This window comes from Streptomyces sp. NPDC058773, from assembly GCF_042746015.1.
Lineage (GTDB): Bacteria > Actinomycetota > Actinomycetes > Streptomycetales > Streptomycetaceae > Streptomyces.
Genome location: NZ_JBHYPE010000034.1, coordinates 1 through 17,758, shown reverse-complemented (window position 1 = coordinate 17,758; position 17,758 = coordinate 1). Strand labels below are relative to the sequence as shown.

12 protein-coding genes are annotated in these 17,758 nt (G+C 73.0%); 3 read left to right on the top strand and 9 right to left on the bottom strand.

Translation table 11 applies throughout. From position 1 onward, the window contains the following. Window positions 1–24: 24 nt before the first annotated feature. A complete protein-coding gene (locus ACFW5B_RS25700) occupies window positions 25–1,359 on the bottom strand; it encodes a beta-ketoacyl-[acyl-carrier-protein] synthase family protein (RefSeq protein ID WP_386444028.1) in 1,335 nt (444 codons plus the stop codon). An 80-nt stretch (window positions 1,360–1,439) separates the two neighbouring features. Further along, window positions 1,440–1,646, bottom strand: coding sequence for a DUF5988 family protein (locus ACFW5B_RS25695; RefSeq protein WP_386444026.1), 207 nt, complete (start codon window positions 1,644–1,646; stop codon window positions 1,440–1,442). A gap of 1,755 nt (window positions 1,647–3,401) precedes the next feature. Here ACFW5B_RS25695 and ACFW5B_RS25690 point away from each other — a divergent pair. Beyond that, window positions 3,402–4,400: a tyrosine-type recombinase/integrase gene (locus ACFW5B_RS25690; RefSeq protein ID WP_386444023.1), complete on the top strand. Its 999-nt coding sequence runs from the start codon at window positions 3,402–3,404 to the stop codon at window positions 4,398–4,400. A 95-nt stretch (window positions 4,401–4,495) separates the two neighbouring features. Here the strand turns inward: ACFW5B_RS25690 and ACFW5B_RS25685 are convergent, their stop codons facing one another. Continuing rightward, window positions 4,496–5,311 carry an IPT/TIG domain-containing protein gene (locus ACFW5B_RS25685; protein WP_386444020.1) on the bottom strand — a complete coding sequence of 272 codons (816 nt, stop codon included), beginning with the start codon at window positions 5,309–5,311 and terminating at the stop codon, window positions 4,496–4,498. A gap of 339 nt (window positions 5,312–5,650) precedes the next feature. Then, the gene (locus ACFW5B_RS25680; protein ID WP_386444017.1) at window positions 5,651–7,006 is read right to left on the bottom strand and encodes an FAD-dependent monooxygenase; all 1,356 of its coding nucleotides are present in this window, start codon (window positions 7,004–7,006) and stop codon (window positions 5,651–5,653) included. A gap of 96 nt (window positions 7,007–7,102) precedes the next feature. On the opposite strand from ACFW5B_RS25680, the gene ACFW5B_RS25675 reads away from it, so the two are divergent. Then, window positions 7,103–7,888 (top strand): TetR/AcrR family transcriptional regulator, encoded by a 786-nt coding sequence (locus ACFW5B_RS25675; RefSeq protein ID WP_386444014.1) that lies wholly within the window; start codon window positions 7,103–7,105, stop codon window positions 7,886–7,888. Here the strand turns inward: ACFW5B_RS25675 and ACFW5B_RS25670 are convergent. From ACFW5B_RS25670 to ACFW5B_RS25660, 3 genes are all read right to left on the bottom strand, one after another. Next, entirely contained in the window at window positions 7,885–8,976 is a 1,092-nt protein-coding gene (locus ACFW5B_RS25670) for an alpha/beta fold hydrolase (protein ID WP_386444011.1), read from the bottom strand. The genes ACFW5B_RS25675 and ACFW5B_RS25670 overlap by 4 nt on opposite strands. Window positions 8,977–9,186: 210 nt before the next feature. After that, window positions 9,187–10,266: a rod shape-determining protein gene (locus tag ACFW5B_RS25665; protein WP_386444008.1), complete on the bottom strand. Its 1,080-nt coding sequence runs from the start codon at window positions 10,264–10,266 to the stop codon at window positions 9,187–9,189. A 148-nt stretch (window positions 10,267–10,414) separates the two neighbouring features. Next, a complete protein-coding gene (locus tag ACFW5B_RS25660; protein WP_386444005.1) occupies window positions 10,415–12,526 on the bottom strand; it encodes an FUSC family protein in 2,112 nt (703 codons plus the stop codon). Window positions 12,527–12,795: 269 nt separating this feature from the next. Between ACFW5B_RS25660 and ACFW5B_RS25655 the strand changes: the two genes are divergently transcribed. Continuing rightward, on the top strand, window positions 12,796–13,815 hold the full coding sequence (locus ACFW5B_RS25655) for an alpha/beta hydrolase (protein ID WP_386444002.1): 1,020 nt from the start codon (window positions 12,796–12,798) through the stop codon (window positions 13,813–13,815). Window positions 13,816–13,911: 96 nt separating this feature from the next. Here the strand turns inward: ACFW5B_RS25655 and ACFW5B_RS25650 are convergent, their stop codons facing one another. Continuing rightward, window positions 13,912–14,772 (bottom strand): ABC transporter permease, encoded by an 861-nt coding sequence (locus ACFW5B_RS25650; protein WP_386443999.1) that lies wholly within the window; start codon window positions 14,770–14,772, stop codon window positions 13,912–13,914. Further along, entirely contained in the window at window positions 14,769–17,471 is a 2,703-nt protein-coding gene (locus ACFW5B_RS25645) for an alpha/beta fold hydrolase (protein ID WP_386443997.1), read from the bottom strand. The genes ACFW5B_RS25650 and ACFW5B_RS25645 overlap by 4 nt, the downstream gene beginning before the upstream one ends. Window positions 17,472–17,758 lie beyond the last annotated feature (287 nt).

Here is a 17,758-nt window from a genome sequence, read left to right as displayed (position 1 = left end):
ATGTGGGAGGTGATCTGCCCGTGGTCACACGGCTTCCGGACTGCCGAGGAGGATGGCGTTCTTCACGCCGCCGACCTGGTAGTTGAAGCTCAGCGCGTAGTCGAAGTCGAGCGGGCGGGGCCGCACCCCGGGGACCGGGTCGAAGGGCAGCCCCTCGGCCGGCTGCTCGCAGTTGGCGGTCGGGCAGACCTGCCCCCGCTCCATCATCATCAGCGTCATGGCGACGCCCAGGCAGCCGGCCGGTGCCCCGTTGTGGCCGAAGCAGCCCTCCTGGGACGTCACCAGCACCTCGCTGTCGGGCCCGTAGAGCTCGCGGATGGCGGCCGCCTCGAAGGCGGTGACGACGATGTTGCCGTCGCTGCCGCCGTGGACGTACGGCACGTCGTCGATCCGCCACCGGTCGCCCAGGCAGCGGCGGACGGCGGCGACCAGCTCCGAGCCGGTCTCGTCGGAGGCGAGGGGGTTGGCCAGACCGTCGCGGGTCATGGCGGTGGCCAGCACCTGGCCGTACATGTGCGCGCCGCGCCGGGCCGCGTGCTCCCGGCTCTCCAGGATCACCGTGGCGGCGCCCTCGCCATGGTTGATGCAGTCCGCCCGGCGGTCGTAGGGACGCATGAGGGAGCTGAAGGACGGCAGCAGCTCCGGCATTCCGTTGGTGCGGAGGTTGTCGTAGGTCTGCTGGGCGCCGCTCAGCAGCCGCTGGATGTTCTGGATGAGGTGGACGTTGAAGACGTCGACGCCGGTCACCACCGCCACGTCGACCTCGCCCTGGGCGATCATCCGGCGGGCGTTGCCGATCTGTACGGCGGACGAGGCGCAGCCGCACGAGACGGTGTAGCAGGGGCCGTTGGACTGCGTCAGCGCCGCCTGGACCAGCGCGACGTCGGAGGGTGTCACGGCCTGTTCGGCGGCGACGAACAGCTCCATGGCGTCCGGTGCGCTGGTCTTGCCGGGGTCGGCGCTCAGCACCGAGAGGTAGCTCTCCACGTTCGCGTCGACTCCCCCGCGCCCGACCAGGATCGCGGCCTCGCGCAGCGCGCCGCCCTGGAAGGTCAGCCCGGCGTCGGTGGTCGCCTCCACCATCGACACCAGGCCGAAACGGTGCGCCGAGGTGTAGTGGCGGGAGAAGAACGGCGGGACATCCGGGAGGCGTTCGTCGAACATCTCCTGGGTGAGCTCCACCGAGCCGTAGTAGACCTCGTCACGCTTCAGGCAGGACCGGCCGTTGGAGATCACCGCCCACATGTCGTCGGCGGTGAAGACCGGTTCCGTGCCGCCCGGCAGACAGAATCCGGCACCGGTCACCACCACGTCCCGGCCCTTGTTTCGTTCTTCGGAGTTCCCGGACCGTTGGTTCATGACAGAACTCCGTCCCTCACGAGGTTCGACATATTCGTTCTCCTCTGCACATCGCTTTTTTTCTGCGGGCCGCACAACGCCTACTCGGCAATGCGTGTGCGGTAACACCAGCGGTAGACCGGGACTTGCTGGCCGCCCAGGTCCGCGTATTCGCCGTAGAATTCGAAACGCTCGTACCCGTTGCCCCGTAGGAGCCTTATCGGGTCGCCGGCGTCGTCGCGCATGTGCTGCGGCAGGGCAGTGCCCTCCGGCCCGTCGACGAGGATCACCATTCTTCTCTTCGCCATACTGTTCTCCGGTGTTCTTTTCGCAGTGGGTGGTGTGGGGGGCAGGCTTCAGATGTGAGGTGGGGGGACCCGGGGTGCAGATCACTGCGGGACCGGTTGCGGCGGGGTGACAACTGCCGGACCGGCCTTCTCCGATGGCGCGGCGACGGCGACGCGGAGGTCGTCGACGGCGGTACGGGCGCGGCGGAAAAAGGTGACCGTGACGGTCTGGGCGGCGCCCGGGGCAGGCTGCGGGCTGCGGCCCGCTCAGCCTTGTTACTGAATTCCGCCGCGGGAAGTGCGGCGGGGACGGGTGCCGGTGACGCGGGCGGCGGTCACCGGCACGCTTCCGTTGTCGAGGGAGCGGCCTGCGCCGCGCCCGGGACAATTCCCGTTCGGCGAGGCGGAGATGAGGAATTGCCTGTCCGCGGATACGGCGATATCGCCACCGGTGAACGGGAATTCGTTCCGGTCACCGCATACACCGGCGCCGGACGACGGGGAGCGCCCGGAGGCGTCGGGGAAACGGCCGGCTCCGGCCGCCGCTCGGGCGGTACGGAAAGGCGCGGCGGATTCCCCGGGGGCGGGGAGGGGGAACCGTCCCGCCGGGGAACCCGCCGCGGTGGTGCGCCGGCGCGCGGCATCCGCGCGTCCGTCGCCCGGCCGGGCGGTGAACGGGTGGGTACGGTGCGGACCCGGCGCCGAGGGGGCGGCGGCGGACGCGGGTGCCGCGGCGGCCGCGGGAACGCACGCGGATTCCGCCGGCACCGGGATCGGGAGACTCAGGTCACCGCCGGACCGTTCGGGTTCCGGTGCGGTCGCGGTGCGGGCCGGGATCAAGGCTGCTGCGCCGTTGACCCGGCGAAGAGTGGAAATGGTTCGCATGACGCCCCCTGATCCGAATGTGGGGGCCGATCAGCCGGTGCCGAGGTGCCGGCACCGGCTGACGGATCCAAAACCCTCTACCGGGGACGCCCATACGGCATCTCGGCTGACCGCAACCAGGCGCTGGGCCGGGCCAACGGGTAGGCCAGGTGCCGCTCCCCGGAGAGGATGGGCGGCCCACCGGTTGGATGCGACTAGTTATCCATGTGGCTCGGCGGGCTACAACAGTCAACCGATAAGGCCACCCGTTCGGAGCAGCGCGAAAAGCGGAATCTCGTACCAACTTGCGCAATGGCCTTTGGAGATGCCTTTATTCAACTCATGACCGATGCAGCGTTTGATTGCTCACAGCTCCGGCCAGATCGCGATGCAGAACCGGGCGCCGCAGCAAGCTCGCCGCTTGTCATTCTTGTGTGTGGAACACAGCGGGAACCGACGCGCTGTCAATAGCCGACCGCCGTCGGCCGCCGCTGATGGTGACAATGGAAGTCACTTCGACTTCGGCAAAGCCCATGCCGCCGCCGTATCTTCCGCTGTCCATAAGCGAGTTGGAGGTGCGTCCGCAATTCTCCGGTACCGGTGAGTGATCCGCGGGAGGCCGCCGGCGCGGGCCGTCCGTGCGGCAGAGCCCGGCCTTTTGCCGTCCCGTCCCGGCCGTCGTTCCCCTTCCGCCGCGGCGGTGCGGCGCAATGCGCTCCCCGCCGGCGCCGGCAGTTCCGCGCACGGTCCACCGCCACGATGTGGTCACGATTCCTCGACTTCGGTTTCACGCTCAGGGGCGAATCGGGCCGGCGGATCCGCCGCCCGAATAACTTCCCACCAGACAAGGGTGATTCGATGATGAACGATAATGCGGAGTGCCGTATTCCGCCCGGGAGCGACACTCGCACGATGTCACTCGCCGCTTACGGGGAACGAAGATGGGCGGCGGCGATGCACGGCCTGGAAACCCTGACCATGTCCCCGTACCAGGCCGGCTGGCGGCTGCGGGTCGTCCCCAGCATCGGCCACGTCCGCGTGCACCAGGTCACCCGCCGGGTCGTCAACCGCGCGCTGCACTGCTGGATCGCCGACGAGTGCGGCCTGTCGACGGTGAAGAACAGCCTCGCCGTCCTCGTCCGCGTCCTGGAGCAGGCCGTCCGGGACGGGGTGCTGGACGCCAATCCGGCGCGGGTGGCCGGCTGGCAGCGGGAGTACCAGCGGGCGCAGGCAGAGCGCACCACTCCGCGGTCGCTGGCCCTGCCGGACGCGGACACCCTGGAGCGGCTGGCGGCCACCCTCGTCCAGCGGTCCTCGGACGGCTACGAGGGGTGGGGCGACATCGTCCGGTTCGCCGCCTGGACCGGCACCCGTTTCAGCGAGGTGTCCGCGCTGCAGGCCCAGGACATCGATGTGAGCACCTGGACCTGGCAGGTGCAGCACTTCACCGTGTCCGAGCCGGAGGGCCTGCACGACCGCCCGTGCCGGGGCCGGCACCACCGGGTGGTGCCGCTGCGGCCCGCCGCCCGGGAGCTGGCGGCCGGGCGGCTGGAGACGGCCCGGCACACCCCGCCGGCCCGGCTGTTCACCGGCCCGCAGCGGAGCCGGTTCACCGCCGCGTCGCTGCGGGACGCGACGCACTGGGACGACGTGGTGGACGAGCTCGGTCATGAGTACCTCCGGCGCCAGGACCTGCGCCACACGGGCCTGACATGGATGGCGGACGCCGGGCTGCCGCTGCCGCTGCTGTGCGGCGCCGCCGGACGGCCCCCGCAGGACACCCGGCGGTATCTGCCCCCTGACGGGCCCCGCCGCTCCGCGGAGAGCCAGGGGGAGCGACCGGTGAGTTCGGCCCCCGCCCGTACGTCGGGCGGGGGCCGAACCGTTTTCCGGCGTCCCCCTGCGGAGTGACGGTGCCGGGCCGCCCGGCCCGGTCCGGCCGGGGACGGCGCGAGCGGTGGACCTCAGGTACCGGGCTCCGGACCGTCATCCAAGGGTGCGGGCCGTCACAGGTAGGTGAACGTCCCGGCGTTGACGCTGCCGGCCGGGGTCTGGACGGTCACCTGGACCGTCGTCCCGCTGGTGCCGGGGGGCACCGTGCCGCTGAGGGAGGTGCCGGTCATATCCACCGTCACCCCGGTGGCGGGGGTGGCCCCGAAGAGCACCGTCGCCCCGAAGAGGTTGGTTCCGACGATGGTGAACGTGGCTCCCGCGGACCCCGTGGACGGTGTGACCGTTCCGGTGACCGTCGGAGGCAGCGGCAGGTAGGTGTAACCGCCCGGGACGGTCACGGTGCCGCCCGAAGTGGTCACCACCACCGGCACATTGCCTCCTCCGGGGGGCCCGGCCGGGACCACACCGAACAGGACCGATCCGGTCGGGTCGGTGCCCAGAACCGTCGCGGCGTTGCCGCCGATGGTGACGGAGGCACCCGTGAGGTTCGAACCGATGATGGCGAACGGCGTACCGCCCGCGGCCGGACCCGAGGTGGGCGTGATCGCCGCGGCCGCCGGAACACCCGGCGCCAGGTAGGTGTACGAGGCGGGGTTGCTGGTGCCGGCGGCGTTGGTGACGGTGACCTGCACGGTGCCCGCGGCGTGCGCCGGAGCGAGGACCGTGACGGTCAGGCCCAGCGGGTCCTGCCCGACGATGGTCGCCGAGGTGCCTCCGAAGAGGACACTGGTGGCGCCGCCGAGGCCGAGGCCGACCAGCTGCACGGTGTTGCCGCCCGCGGTCGGTCCCGTGGCCGGGACCACTCCGAGCAGCACCGGGCCGATCGCAAGCGGCAAGGCCGGCAGAGCCGGGTGTGTGGGTGTAGACATGAAAGTCCTCCTGCTGTGTGAGCTCGTTGCTCGGCCCGCCCGTGACGGACATGGCGCACGAGCCGGAGCCGGGCACTGACAGCAGCCGGCCGCGGAGGAGGACGGCGCGGACGGCGCACGGCGGCCGGGCTCACACCTGGGCGGTGCGGGGGCCGTCGCGCTCCTGGCCGTCCTTCACAGCCCTGCAGCGAAGAGGACTGGTGGGCGGGCCGACTACCGAAGCCCGAGGGGGATGGACGGCCCACCGACCAGGCCCCACCAGTAACCCAGAAGAGTTGCCACCGGGCAATCACGTTGACGACGGAGCACCCGATCGGCCCAGCGCGAACTGCCCGTTGTTCACCACGGGGTTGGCGAGGGGGAAGGGGCGGGGCGGGTGTCCCCGGCCGCCGCCACCAGGGACGGATAGTCCTCCAGCGTGATCGCCGCGGAGATGTCATGGCCCTCCTCCAGCATGGCGGTGACGACGGCCGGGGTGTTGAGGGCGGCGTTGCGGGCGTCGAGGGCCTCCTGGGTGGCAGGGGCGAAGAACTCACCGGCACCGCGGCCACCTTCCTGACAGCGGGTGGCGTAGGGGCGCAGCTTCTGTTCGTAGCGGGCGAAGGCCGTGCGGTGGTCGGCGCCGGCAAGGGCGAGTTCACCGGCGAGGACATAGGCACCGACGATCGCCGAGCCGGTGCCCATACCGCCCACCGTGGCCCCGTACGCGGCATCTCCCAGAAGCGCGATGCGGCCCGTGGACCAATGCGGGAGGTCGGCGCGGCTGATGGCGTCGAAGTAGAGGTCATCGGCCCTCCACAGGGTGTCGATCAGTTCCGGGGTACGCCAGCCGGCTCCTTCGTAGGCACGGGCTATCGCCTCCTTCTGGGACCGGATGTCCCGCCGGTCATAGGGGAGCTCCTCCGCGGCGGCGAAGACGCAGAAGGTCTCGCCGGTATAGCCCGGCTCCGCGGCGCGGCGCGGCAGCCGGCCGACCGTGGCCAGCCGCCCGGGTTCGCCGTAGCCGACCGGGCGGACACCGAGGTCCCCGGCGTCCGCGGGCAGGTCCCATGCGGCGAGGTAGTAGCCGAGGTGACTGACGAAGTGCTCCTCGGGGCCGAAGGCGAGCCGACGCACGGTGGAGTGCAGACCGTCGGCGCCGATCACGAGGTCGAAGGTCCGCGGCGCGCCCCGTTCGAAGGTGGCGTGGACGCCGTCGGCGGTCTCGGTGAGCGACGTGAGGGAGTCGCCGAAGACGTACTCGGGGGTGATACCGGGAAGGGAGCCGGTGCCGGGTGGGGTCAGGCTGTGCGCATGCAGGAGGCGGGACAGCTCCGAGCGGAGTATCTCGACCTCACCCGCGGCGAACTCGGGCGGCAGGGTGGCGAGTTCCCGGCCCTGGTGGTCGATGAAGCTCATGGGGGCGCCGGGGCCGGTGCGGTGCCGTCCGATGGTGTCGAGGACGCCCATGCGCTCCAGGACCGTCAGATGTGCCGCACCGCGGAAGTCGACCGCGAAGCCGCCGCCGCGCAGGGCGGGCGCCACCTCGATCACGGTCGTCCGATAGCCGTAGCGGCCCAGCCAGTAGGCCAGGGCCGGCCCGGCCACGCTGGCGCCGGAGATCAGAACTGTCGGCCGCGACGGCGCCGTTCGCCTCCCCCGCACACCTCCGGGCCGCTCCGCGCCCGGGTCCCCCATTGCCGTTCCGTACGTCATCGCACGCTCCCCACGCCGATCGGTCGTACTGACACAAGAAACTGTATCCGAAGGACACTGTTCTGTGTACCCCGGACACAGTTTTAGGATGCGGGGATGGCGGGAGACGACGGAAAGCGCAGTGTGTTCGGGGATCAGGCGGGCAGCGTCGAGTTGCTATGGGGCGGGCGCGAGCGGCCCAGCCGGGGCCCCAAGCCGGCCCTGAGCCTGGAGCGGATCACGTCCACGGCCATCGACCTCGCCGACGCCGGCGGGCTCGGGGCGGTCTCCATGCAACGGATCGCGGCCGAGCTGGACTTCACCAAGATGTCCCTGTACCGCTATGTGCCGGGAAAGAATGAGCTGGTCGCGCTGATGATCGACCGGGCGATGGGGGAACCTCCGAGCGCACCGCCACCGGACGCCGCCGCCCCGGGCGACGACGCACCGTGGCGGACCGCGCTACGGGCCTGGGCGCACGCACTGGCGGCGGTCTACCACCGGCACCCCTGGCTGCTGGGCGCGGCCGTCGGCCCCCGGGTCATGGGGCCCCAGGAACTCGGCTGGACCGAACGCGCCCTCGCCGCGCTCGCCGACACCGGCCTGACCGGCGCGGAGCAGCTCGACGCCGTGGTCGTGGTGAGCGGCCACATCCGGGCCATCGCCCAGGTCTCGTCCTCGATGGGGCTGGGCAGCGCCCGTGCCAGGGAGCCCGAGCAGGTCATGAGCGCGGCGCTGAACGAACTGCTGGCCGGCCGCGCCGACCGCTTTCCCGCGGTCGCCGCGGCCGTTGCGGCCACCGATGCCGACCACGCCTCCCGCGACCGGGCCGGTGAGTTCGGCCTGGAACGGATTCTGGACGGCCTGGCGGCCTATATGAGCCGCGGGCCGGACGACACCTAGCCCACCGCCCGCACCGCCTCCCCCGGCAGCCCGCGCAGCCAGTCGAGGAGGAGGCCGTTGACCTCGTCGGGGCGTTCCTGCTGGAGCCAGTGGCCGCAGCCGGGGAGGATGTGGGAGGCGGTCAGGCCGGGGAGGGTGCGGGGGAAGGCCTTGATGGCGTCGGCCATCCACTGGGTGGGGGCGTCGCGTTCGCCGCCGATGAAGAGGGAGGGCTGGGTGAGCGGGGCGCCGGCCCAGGCGGCGAGGTCCTCCCAGTCCCGGTCGACGTTGCGGTAGCGGTTGAGTCCGCCGGTCAGGCCGGTGCGCTCGAACTCGGCCGTGTAGAAGTCGAGATCGGCCTCGGTGAGCCAGGGCAGCGGGCGGAACGGGCCGGCGGGGAAGCGGTCGGAGAGTTTGCCGCCCGGCGGCACCGAGAACAGGGCGCTGCCACCGGGGTCGGAGGTGGGCTCGGCGTCGCCCGAGAGGCCGGTGTAGAAACCGGCGAGCCAACTGCGGACATCGGGTTCGATCTCCGCCTCCGCCCGGCCCGGCTCCTGGAAGTAGCTGATGTAGAACTCCCCGGCGCCGCCGAGCCGCGCGAAGGCCTCGGTGGGGCGGGTCGCGCCGCGCGGGGCGTACGGCACGCTCAGCAGGGCCACGGCGGTGAAGACATCGGGCCGCAGCAGCGCCGAGTTGGCGGCGATGGGTGAGCCCCAGTCGTGGCCCGCGATGATAGCGGTCTCCTCGCCGAGGGCGTGCACCACCGCGACGTTGTCGGCGGCATGGGCCAGCATCCGGTAGGCCGCCACGTCGAGGGGTTTCGAGGAACGCCCGTAGCCCCGTACGTCGATGGCGACCGCCCGGTAGCCCGCGGCGGCCAGCGCCGGGAGCTGGTGGCGCCACGAGTACCACGACTCGGGGAATCCGTGGACCATCAGGACGAGCGGTCCGGTGCCCTGCTCGACGAGGTGGATGCGGCCGCCGGGGACCTCCACCGTGCGGTGGACCGGGGCCGGGAGCGGCAGCGCGGCGGCGGGCCGGTCCGGTGCCGGTGCCCGGTCTCCCGGGGGCGTGGCCGGCGGGGGCGTCGGGGCGGCGGGCTGCGGCATGCTTCCTCCTGGGGTGGGTACGGCCGCGCTCATGACGGCGGTGGCGGGGGCGGGCAAGGGGCCGACGGCGCGTCAGATGCCGTCTTTCCGTTGCCCGTTCCGTCACGATCATGGCGCGGGCGGACCGTCGGGCGCGAGGATTCTTGCCGGAACGGCAAACGCCCGTTGTGGAGGCCGGGTTGCTCCCCAGGAGCCGGGCCGCCCTCTCCTCTACAGCCGGACCGCCCTCCTCGGCTGTTCCTTGGCCCCCGTCAACAGGCCGTGCAGGGAGGCGAATTCGTCGACGCATTTGGCGGTGCCGTTGACCACGCAGTCCAGGGGCTGGTCGGCGACCCGCACCGGGACGCCCATCTCCTGGCGCAGCCGACGGTCCAGGCCGCGGAGCAGCGCGCCGCCGCCGGTGAGGGCGATGCCGTGCTCGACGATGTCGCCGGAGAGCTCCGGGGGGCAGTCGTCGAGGGTGCGGTGGACCGCGCGGACGATCGCGTCGACCGGCTCGGCCAGCGCCTCGCGGATCTCCTCCTCGGTGATCTCCTGGACCCGGGGCAGGCCGTTGACGTGGTCGCGGCCGCGGACCGTGCAGGAGGACGGGCGTTCCGGTTCGCCGTCCTCGTCGACGTCGACCGGCGTCCAGATCGCCGAGCCGATCGCGATCTTGATGTCCTCGGCGGTGCGCTCGCCGATGTCCAGGGAGTGCTTCTTCTTGATGTAGGCGCTGACGGCGGCGTCCATGGCGTCCCCGGCGACCCGTACGGACTGGGCGGTGACCAGGCCGCCCATGGAGACCACGGCGACCTCGGTGGTGCCGCCCCCGATGTCCACGACCATGCAGCCGACCGGCTCGTCCACCGGGAGGCCGGCGCCGATCGCGGCGGCCATCGGCTCCTCGATGAGGTGCACTTCGCGGGCGCCTGCGCCCCGGGCGGAGTCGATGACCGCGCGCCGTTCGACACCGGTGATGCCGGAGGGGACGCAGATGACCACCCGCGGACGGGACAACCGGCGGCTGGGCAGGGCCTTCTTCATCAGGGCCCGGAGCATCCGCTCGGCGGCGTCGAAGTCGGCGATGACGCCCTCGCGCAGCGGACGCATCGCGGTGATCCCGGACGGGGTGCGGCCGATGGTCCGCTTGGCGTCCAGGCCCACGGCGATCACCTCACCGGCGGCGTTGACCGCGACGACGGACGGCTCGTTCAGCACCACGCCCTTGCCGCGGGAGTACACCAGGGTGTTGGCGGTGCCGAGGTCGATGCCTATGTCATACGTACCGGACGATGTGCTGGACGCCATGGGGAGTTCGTGTGCTCTCTCGCGACGGGTGGATTCCTGGGGCATTGCGCTGCAGACAACCCCATGGGCTACCAATGGTGTTCATTGCGGGGCAATTCTTAAGACTACTGGGGGCTTCGAATGGTTCCCCTTGGGCCTCCCCTCTCCGTCACCGGCCGCCCTCCTCCGCGCCGGGCACCTCCCGGCCGTCCGTGTCCGCCGCCCCGGCCAGCGCCCCGGCCAGGTCGTCGAGGGCGTCGAGGAGCAGATCCGCGACGCGCAGGGCGACACCGCGATTCTCGTCCTCCGCGTCCCATCTCTCCCATACGGCCCGCAGCGCGCTCCAGTTCAGTTCGCCCCGGGCCCGTACCGCCTCGGTGGCCTCGTCCAGGGAGGCGCGCAGTTCGAAGGCGAACGCGGTGGCTCCCGGTGAGGAGGCGGCGTCCCGTTCGGGGAGGTGGACCTCCAGGATCATGGTGACCCGGCCCATGGTGGCGAGCGCGGCGCCGGCCGCCTTCGCCGAGGCGGGCGAGAGACCGCGGTGGCGTACGGGCTCCTTCTCGGCGCGGGCCTCGCTCTCCTCCCAGGCGGCGCGGGCGGCCCGGGAGTCCAGCAGGGCGTCGCGGACCTGCCGGGGGCGGCGCTCCGCGGGCGTGGCGTAGAGGTCGAACACGGCCAGCGCGTACTGCCCGTTGGCGGCCAGCCACTCGGCGAGGCGGTCGCGGAGCTTCGGGGTCTCCCAGGCGGGGAACAGCGCGTACGACAGCATCGCCAGCAGCCCGCCGAGGAGGGTGAGCACGACGCGTTCCTGGACGGTCTGTTCCCAGCCGGCGCCCGCGATGCCGAGCAGGAAGACCACATAGGCGGCCACACACGCCGAGGTCACCGAGAAACCGGTGCGCATCAGCAGATACATCAGCGCGACACAGACCACGGCCAGTGCGGCGCTGACGTACGTGCCCGGGTGCGCCACGGCCATCAGCGCCCCCGCGATGCCGACGCCGACGAGGGTGCCGATGAAACGGGCGATACCGCGGGAGTAGGTCTGGGCGAAGTCGGGGCGCATCACCATGACGGAGGCGAGCGGCGCCCAGTAGCCGTGGCCGAACGGGAGCGCGGTGCCCAGCAGATAGCCGGCCGCGGCGACCGCGGCGACCCTCAGGGCGTGCCGGAAGATGTGCGAGGACCAGCGCGCCTCGCGGTGCAGGGCACGCAGCGCGGCCGGCACCAGCCTGGGGACGCTGGGGCGCAGCAGATGGCCGCGTTCGGCCTCGGTGGTGGGGCGGGTCGCCTCGACGGGTTCATCGGTGAGTTCGACGGCGTCGGCGAGCAGCGAGATCAGGCGGTAGGCGGAGCGGCGGGCGGCCCCGTGGAGCATCGGGCCGGTCGCGGGGACTTCGAGGGTGGCCATCGCCTCCGGGGGCAGCCGGACCGGCCGGGCGTGCCGTACGGCGTGCGCGACGGCGTCCAGGACGGTGGCCGCGGCGCCCAGCAGGTCGCGGGCCCGGTCGCGTTCGGGGCCCTCCAGCGGGGCGCCGACGACCGGGTCGGCGAGGGAGGCGAGGACCGGGCGGACGCGTTCGGCGAGGCCGCGCGGGCCGTGCAGCTGCACGGGGCGGCGCCGGGCCTGACGCGGGGTCACGGCGGAGGCGAGCCGGGCGTCCATCAGGGGCGCCGGGTCGAAGGGGGCGACCGGGTCGTGCCGCAGCCGCCGGGCGTAGTCCGCCTCGTCGGCCAGCGCGTCGGCGAGCGCGTCGCGCTGGACGCCCCAGGGGCGGACCGGGAAGACCACGATCAGGGTCGCCTGGACCAGGCCGCCGAAGAAGATCAGCGCGGCGTGTTCCAGCGCGCCGAGGACCGAGGTCGGCAGGGTGACGGTGACCAGCATGATCGCCACGGTCTGGGTGCCGGCCAGCCCGGAGACCGGGCCGATCGCCCAGGCCATGCCCGCCAGGAAGGTCCAGCCGGCCAGCAGCAGGACGAAGGCGACGACATGGGCGGCGGCCAGATAGCCGAGGAAGGTCGAGACCGCCAGCGCACCCGCGACGGCGAGGGCGAGCACCGGGCGCGGCCGCATGCTGCGCTGGAAGGTGACGATGCCGGACGAGAACGCGCCGAAGGCGGAGGAGACCGCCAGTGCCGGATCGCCCAGCCACAGGCACAGCCCGATGACGATGGCGACGCCGACCGAGCCGCGGATGGCGATCAGTGGGGTGAGCTTGGTCCGCTCGATGGTCAGCCCCGAGCGGGCGGCCTCCTTGAGCGCACGCGACCAGGTCATAGCAGGAGGATACGGGGCCGGAGGCGGCGGTTCCGGAAGCGCCGGAGCGCGCTCCCCCGGCCCGCCTCCCGCCTCACGTACCGGGAAAATCCGGGTAAAGCCGCCTTCCGGCCGCGCACGAATCCTCGCAGGTCACCAAGGGGGTGCCGGGATTCCGGACGGCCGGTGCGAGGAAGGCGACACCTCCGCGGGGAAACCGGAAGCCGCCGTCCCGCCCTCTTGCTCCTCAGCCGGGAGCGGTCCCGGCTGTCCGGCAAGGAGAAAGTCCCGTGCACAGAGCCCTGTTCCGCCCGGTGATCGCGCTGCTCACCCTGACCGTCCTCGCCGCCACGGCCGGCTGCGGCACCGGCGCCTCCCAGGCCTCCCCCGTCCGCTTCGGCAGCACCCGGGCCGACGCCGCGATGCAGCCCCACGCCCCGGGGACGCGGTCGCTGGTGCAGTACCCCACGCGGCCGATCAGCTTCGACGAGGAGCGCCGGGTCGGCGGGGCCGGCGAGAACACCCCGATCGGCGTGACCACCCTGCACGGCCCGAAGTCGGGCTTCACCGGCAAGGTCTGGGTCTGGGCGCCGCCGGAGTACTACGAGAAGCGGAACGCGCACAAGGGCTTCCCGGTGATGGAGGCGCTGCCCGGCTCGTACGGCTACCCCGTCAACTACTGGATCGGCGCCGGCCTCGGACTGCAGGAGAACCTCGCCCGGTGGTCGAAGAACGGCAGCAGCCTGCCGTTCATCGTCGTCATGCCGGTGCTCAACCCCGACGCCGAGCACTACTACGACGGCAGCGACATACCGGGCCGGCCGAAGATCGGCACCTGGCTCAGCGAGGACGTGCCCGACCTCGTACGGCAGAACTTCCGCACCCTGAAGACCCGTGACGCCTGGGCGATCATGGGCTCCTCGTCGGGCGGGTTCGCGGCGCTGAAGAACGTGCTCCAGCACCCCGGCACGTTCAAGGTGGCGATACCCAACGGCCCGGACATCGTGCCCGACTCGCCCCTGTGGAACGGCCACGCCGGGGCGGAGCGGGAGAACAACCCGGAGGTGCTGGCCCGCCGGCTGACGGCACGCGGCGGACCGGATGTCTACCTCGCCTTCCAGGACGGCTCCCGGGAACACACGGTGCTGCCGAAGGTACGGAAGTTCCGCGCGCAATACGGGCACGGCCCGGTGCACACCCGGCTGCAGGTCGTGCCCGGCGGCACGCACAGCGCGGCGACGTACGTCCGGGGCCTGGGCGAGGGCACGATGCGCTGGGTCAGCGCGCACATGCAGGGGCCGGCCACCTGACGGCCGGCCCCGGGCCGGTGCCGCCGCCCGCCGATCACCCGCCGTCACGCCCTCCGGTCACCCCGCTCTCACGCCCCCGGTCACGGCCACCCGCCGTCACGACACCACGTCCTTGCGCGCGAACCCCCGGAACGCCAGCGCGCCCAGCACCAGGGCGTACGCCACCGAGACCGCCGAGCCCTGGATCATCCCGGACCACTCCATCCGGGGCTGCAGGGCGTCCGCCCAGGAGTACTGCCAGTGCGCGGGCAGGACGTTGCGCCAGGCGCCGAGAGCCGTCACCTGGTCGAGGACGTTGCCGACGATGGTCAGCCCGACGGCGCCGCCGACCGCGCCCAGCGGCGCGTCGGTCACCGTCGACAGCCAGAACGCCAGCGCCGCGGTCACCAGTTGGCTGACGAAGAGGTAGCCGACCACGACGGCCAGCCGCGGCACCGCCTCGCCCGCGGACAGCGCACCGCCGGCGGGCAGCTGCAGCGGGCCCCAGCCGTACGCGGCGCCGCCCACCGCCAGCGCGACCAGCGGCAGCAGCAGCATCGCGGCGGCGCTGAACAGCAGCCCGACGGTGAGCTTGCTCAGCAGCAGCCGGGCCCGCGGGACCGGCGCGGCGAGCAGATAGCGCAGCGACGACCAGCTCGCCTCCGACGCCACCGTGTCACCGCAGAACAGCGCCACCGGCACCACCAGCAGAAAGCCGGCGGAGACGAACAGCGTGGTGGCGGCGAAGTTGCCGCCGGACGCGGTGGCGGTGTCCATCAGCGTGATCCGGCCGTTGCCGCGGCCCGCCGGGTCGCCGCCGATCGCGAACGCCGCCACCAGCACGAACGGCAGCAGCGTCAGCACCGCGGCGATCACCAGGGTGCGGCGGCGGCGCAGCTGGCGGCGGGCCTCGACGCGCAGCGGGAGGGTGCGGCGCGGGCGGTAACCCGGCGCCCGCGCCGTGGTGGTCGCGGTCATCGGTCCCCTCCGATCAGGGTGAGGAAGGCGTCCTCCAGGCGTCGGTGCGGGCCGACACGGTCCACCGGGACCTCCAGCCGGAGGAGTGCGGCGAGCAGTTGGGGCGTGCCGAGACCGTCGAGCCGTACCAGCAGACCGCCTTCCGCGCGTACGGCGGAGACGACACCCGCCAGCGCGGCCACCTTCTCCGGCACCGCGTCGCCGAGTTCCCCCGCGACCCCGACCAGCAGGGTGTCGCCGGAGCCCACGATCTCGGCGACCGGGCCGGCCCGCACCAGCCGGCCGCGGTCCATGACGACCAGATGGGTACAGCTCTGCTCGACCTCGGACAGCAGATGGCTGGAGACGATGACGGTGCGTCCGGCGGCGGCGTAGCGGATCATCACGTCCCGCATCTCCCGGATCTGCGGCGGGTCGAGGCCGTTCGTCGGCTCGTCGAGGATCAGCAGGTCCGGCAGCCCGAGCATGGCCTGGGCCAGGGCGAGGCGCTGGCGCATGCCCTGGGAGTAGGTGCGCACGGCGCGTTGCAGGGCGTCGCCCAGACCGGCGATCTCCAGTGCCTCGTCGAGGTGCGCGTCGGTGGCGGGCCGGCCGGTGGCCTGCCAGTACAGGTCGAGGTTGGCGCGGCCGGACAGATGCGGCAGGAAGCCGGGGCCCTCCACGAACGCGCCGACCCGCGACAGCACCGGGGCGCCCGGCCGGACGGCGTGCCCGAAGACCCTGATCTCGCCCTCGTCCGGCGTGATCAGCCCCATCAGCATCCGCAGCGTGGTGGTCTTGCCGGCGCCGTTGGGCCCCAGCAGGCCCAGCACCTGCCCCTTCTCCACGCGGAAGGACAGGTCCCGTACGGCATACCTGTCGGTGGACGTGGCGTACCGCTTGCTCAGCGCGTCGATCTGCAGCGGCACTCCGGCGAGCGCCGGGTCGGGCGGGGGCGCCGCGGTCCGGCGGCGGGCGGTGAGCAGCAGCAGCCCGGCGACCGCCGCGGCCGCGGCGGGCAGCGCCCAGGTCCAGGCGGGCAGCGGGGCGGCGGCGCCGCGCACCCGGGGCGCGGTGGGCACGTCGAGGGCGCCATCCGGCAGGGAGACGGTGTAGGCGGTGGGTTCGGCCGATGAGGCGTAGCCGAGGTCGGTGGCGGAGAGCACCAGCCGCAGCCGGTGGCCGGCCGCGAACTCGTGGTCGACGGCGGGCATCCGCAGCCGCACGGTCCGGCCGCCGTGCGCGTCCTCGATCCGGTACGGGGCGACGAGCTGGGACGGCAGCACCTGGCGGCGGCCGTCCGGGGCGACGTCGTAGACCTTGGCGAAGAACACCGCGTCCGGGCTGCCGGACCGTACGCGGACGGTGGCGGTGGGGCTGCCGGTGAGGTGGACGGGGGTGCGCAGCGGCGCCGACTCGAAGCGGGCGAACTGGCCGGGGAAGTCCAGGGACAGCCCGCCGGCGCCGACCGAGGAGAGATTGCCGAGCGCGCCGACCCCGGGCACCGCGGAGATCGCCGGCGGCCCGGCGCCGGGCGGGTTGCGGAAGGTCTGGGTGGGGCCGGCCAGCGGGATGCGCCGCGGGTCGTGGTCCAGTCCGGGATAGCGGTCCGCGCTCGCACCGCGCAGCCGCACCGCGCCGTTGGTGGAGTCCACTCCCCCGGTGCGGCTGATGCGGAAGGACGGCCCGGTCCCGGCGCGCTCGTCGCCCTTCAGATAGCGGTCGAACCAGGCCTTCGTCCGGCCCTCCAGGCGGGTGGCCTCCCGGTCCCCGCCGTCGTGCCCGCCGGAGATCCAGTCGACGTCGACCGGCGCCCCGTTCTTGCGGAGCTGCCGGTACAGGGCGTCGGACTGGTCGAGGGGGAACAGCGAGTCGGTCCGGCCCTGCATGATCAGGGTCGGCACCTTGATGCGGTCCCCGACGGCGGACGGGCTGCGGCCCGCCAGGAGGGCGCGGGCCGCGGCGTCCGGCCGGCCCTGGACCGCGACCCGCTCGTACATCCGGCACAGCGCGGGCTCGAAGCGCCCGCAGCCCCCGGACGTGGTGGGCGCGGCGCCCGCGGAGCCGGTGGGGGCGCCCGCCGAGCCGGTGGTGAAGAAGATCCCGGCCCAGAGCTTCTTGAACACCCCGTGCGGGAAGAGGGCGTCGGCGAGGTTCCAGTAGGTGATCTGCGGGGCGATGGCGTCGACGCGCCGGTCGTGGCCGGCCGCCAGCAGCGAGATCGCACCGCCGTAGGAGCCGCCGGCCACCCCTACCCGGGGGTCGCCGTCCTTGTCGAGCTGCACCTCGGGGCGCTCGGCCAGCCAGTCGATCAGCCGGCGGACATCGGCGACCTCGCCGTCCGGGCCGTTCAGCCCGATCTTGCCGGTGGACTTCCCGAAGCCGCGCGCCGACCAGGTCAGTACGGCGTAGCCGTCCCGGGCCAGCCGCTCGGCCTGCGGGCGGAGGTTGGTCTTGTCGGCGCCGAAGCCGTGGGCGAGCAGCACCGCGGGCCGCCGCCCGCCGGAGCCGTCCCCCGCGGTGAAGAAGGAGGTGTCGATCCGCACCTTCTCCTTGCCGTCGGGTTTCGCCGGCATCGTCATGAGCCGGTCGGTGCGGTGGACGGCGGGCGCGGCGTCCGAGGAGGCGGCCGCCCAGGTGCCGCCTCCTATGAGGACGGCCAGCGCACCCGCGGCGGCGTACCGGCGCCGGCCGCGCAGCCGGATACCTCGGAGTTCCATGCGGTGAATCCTAGGGACGGGTCCTCGCGGGCGGCCGGTACCCCGGGCGGAACCCGGTGGCCTCCCCCGGGAGTAGGGTGCGCCCGCCCGTACCACGGACGCGGTACCGGACCGGGGCACCGGGGGCCGCCGCCCGGACCGGCTGCCCCATGGGCCGTACGCACCGCCCCCGGCGGACCGCCGGCCTCACCACGGCAGGACGACCCTCATCACCAGGCCACCGCCCTCACGGGGCTGCGCCGTGATCGTGCCGTCATGCGCCCGCACCACCGACCGCACGATCGACA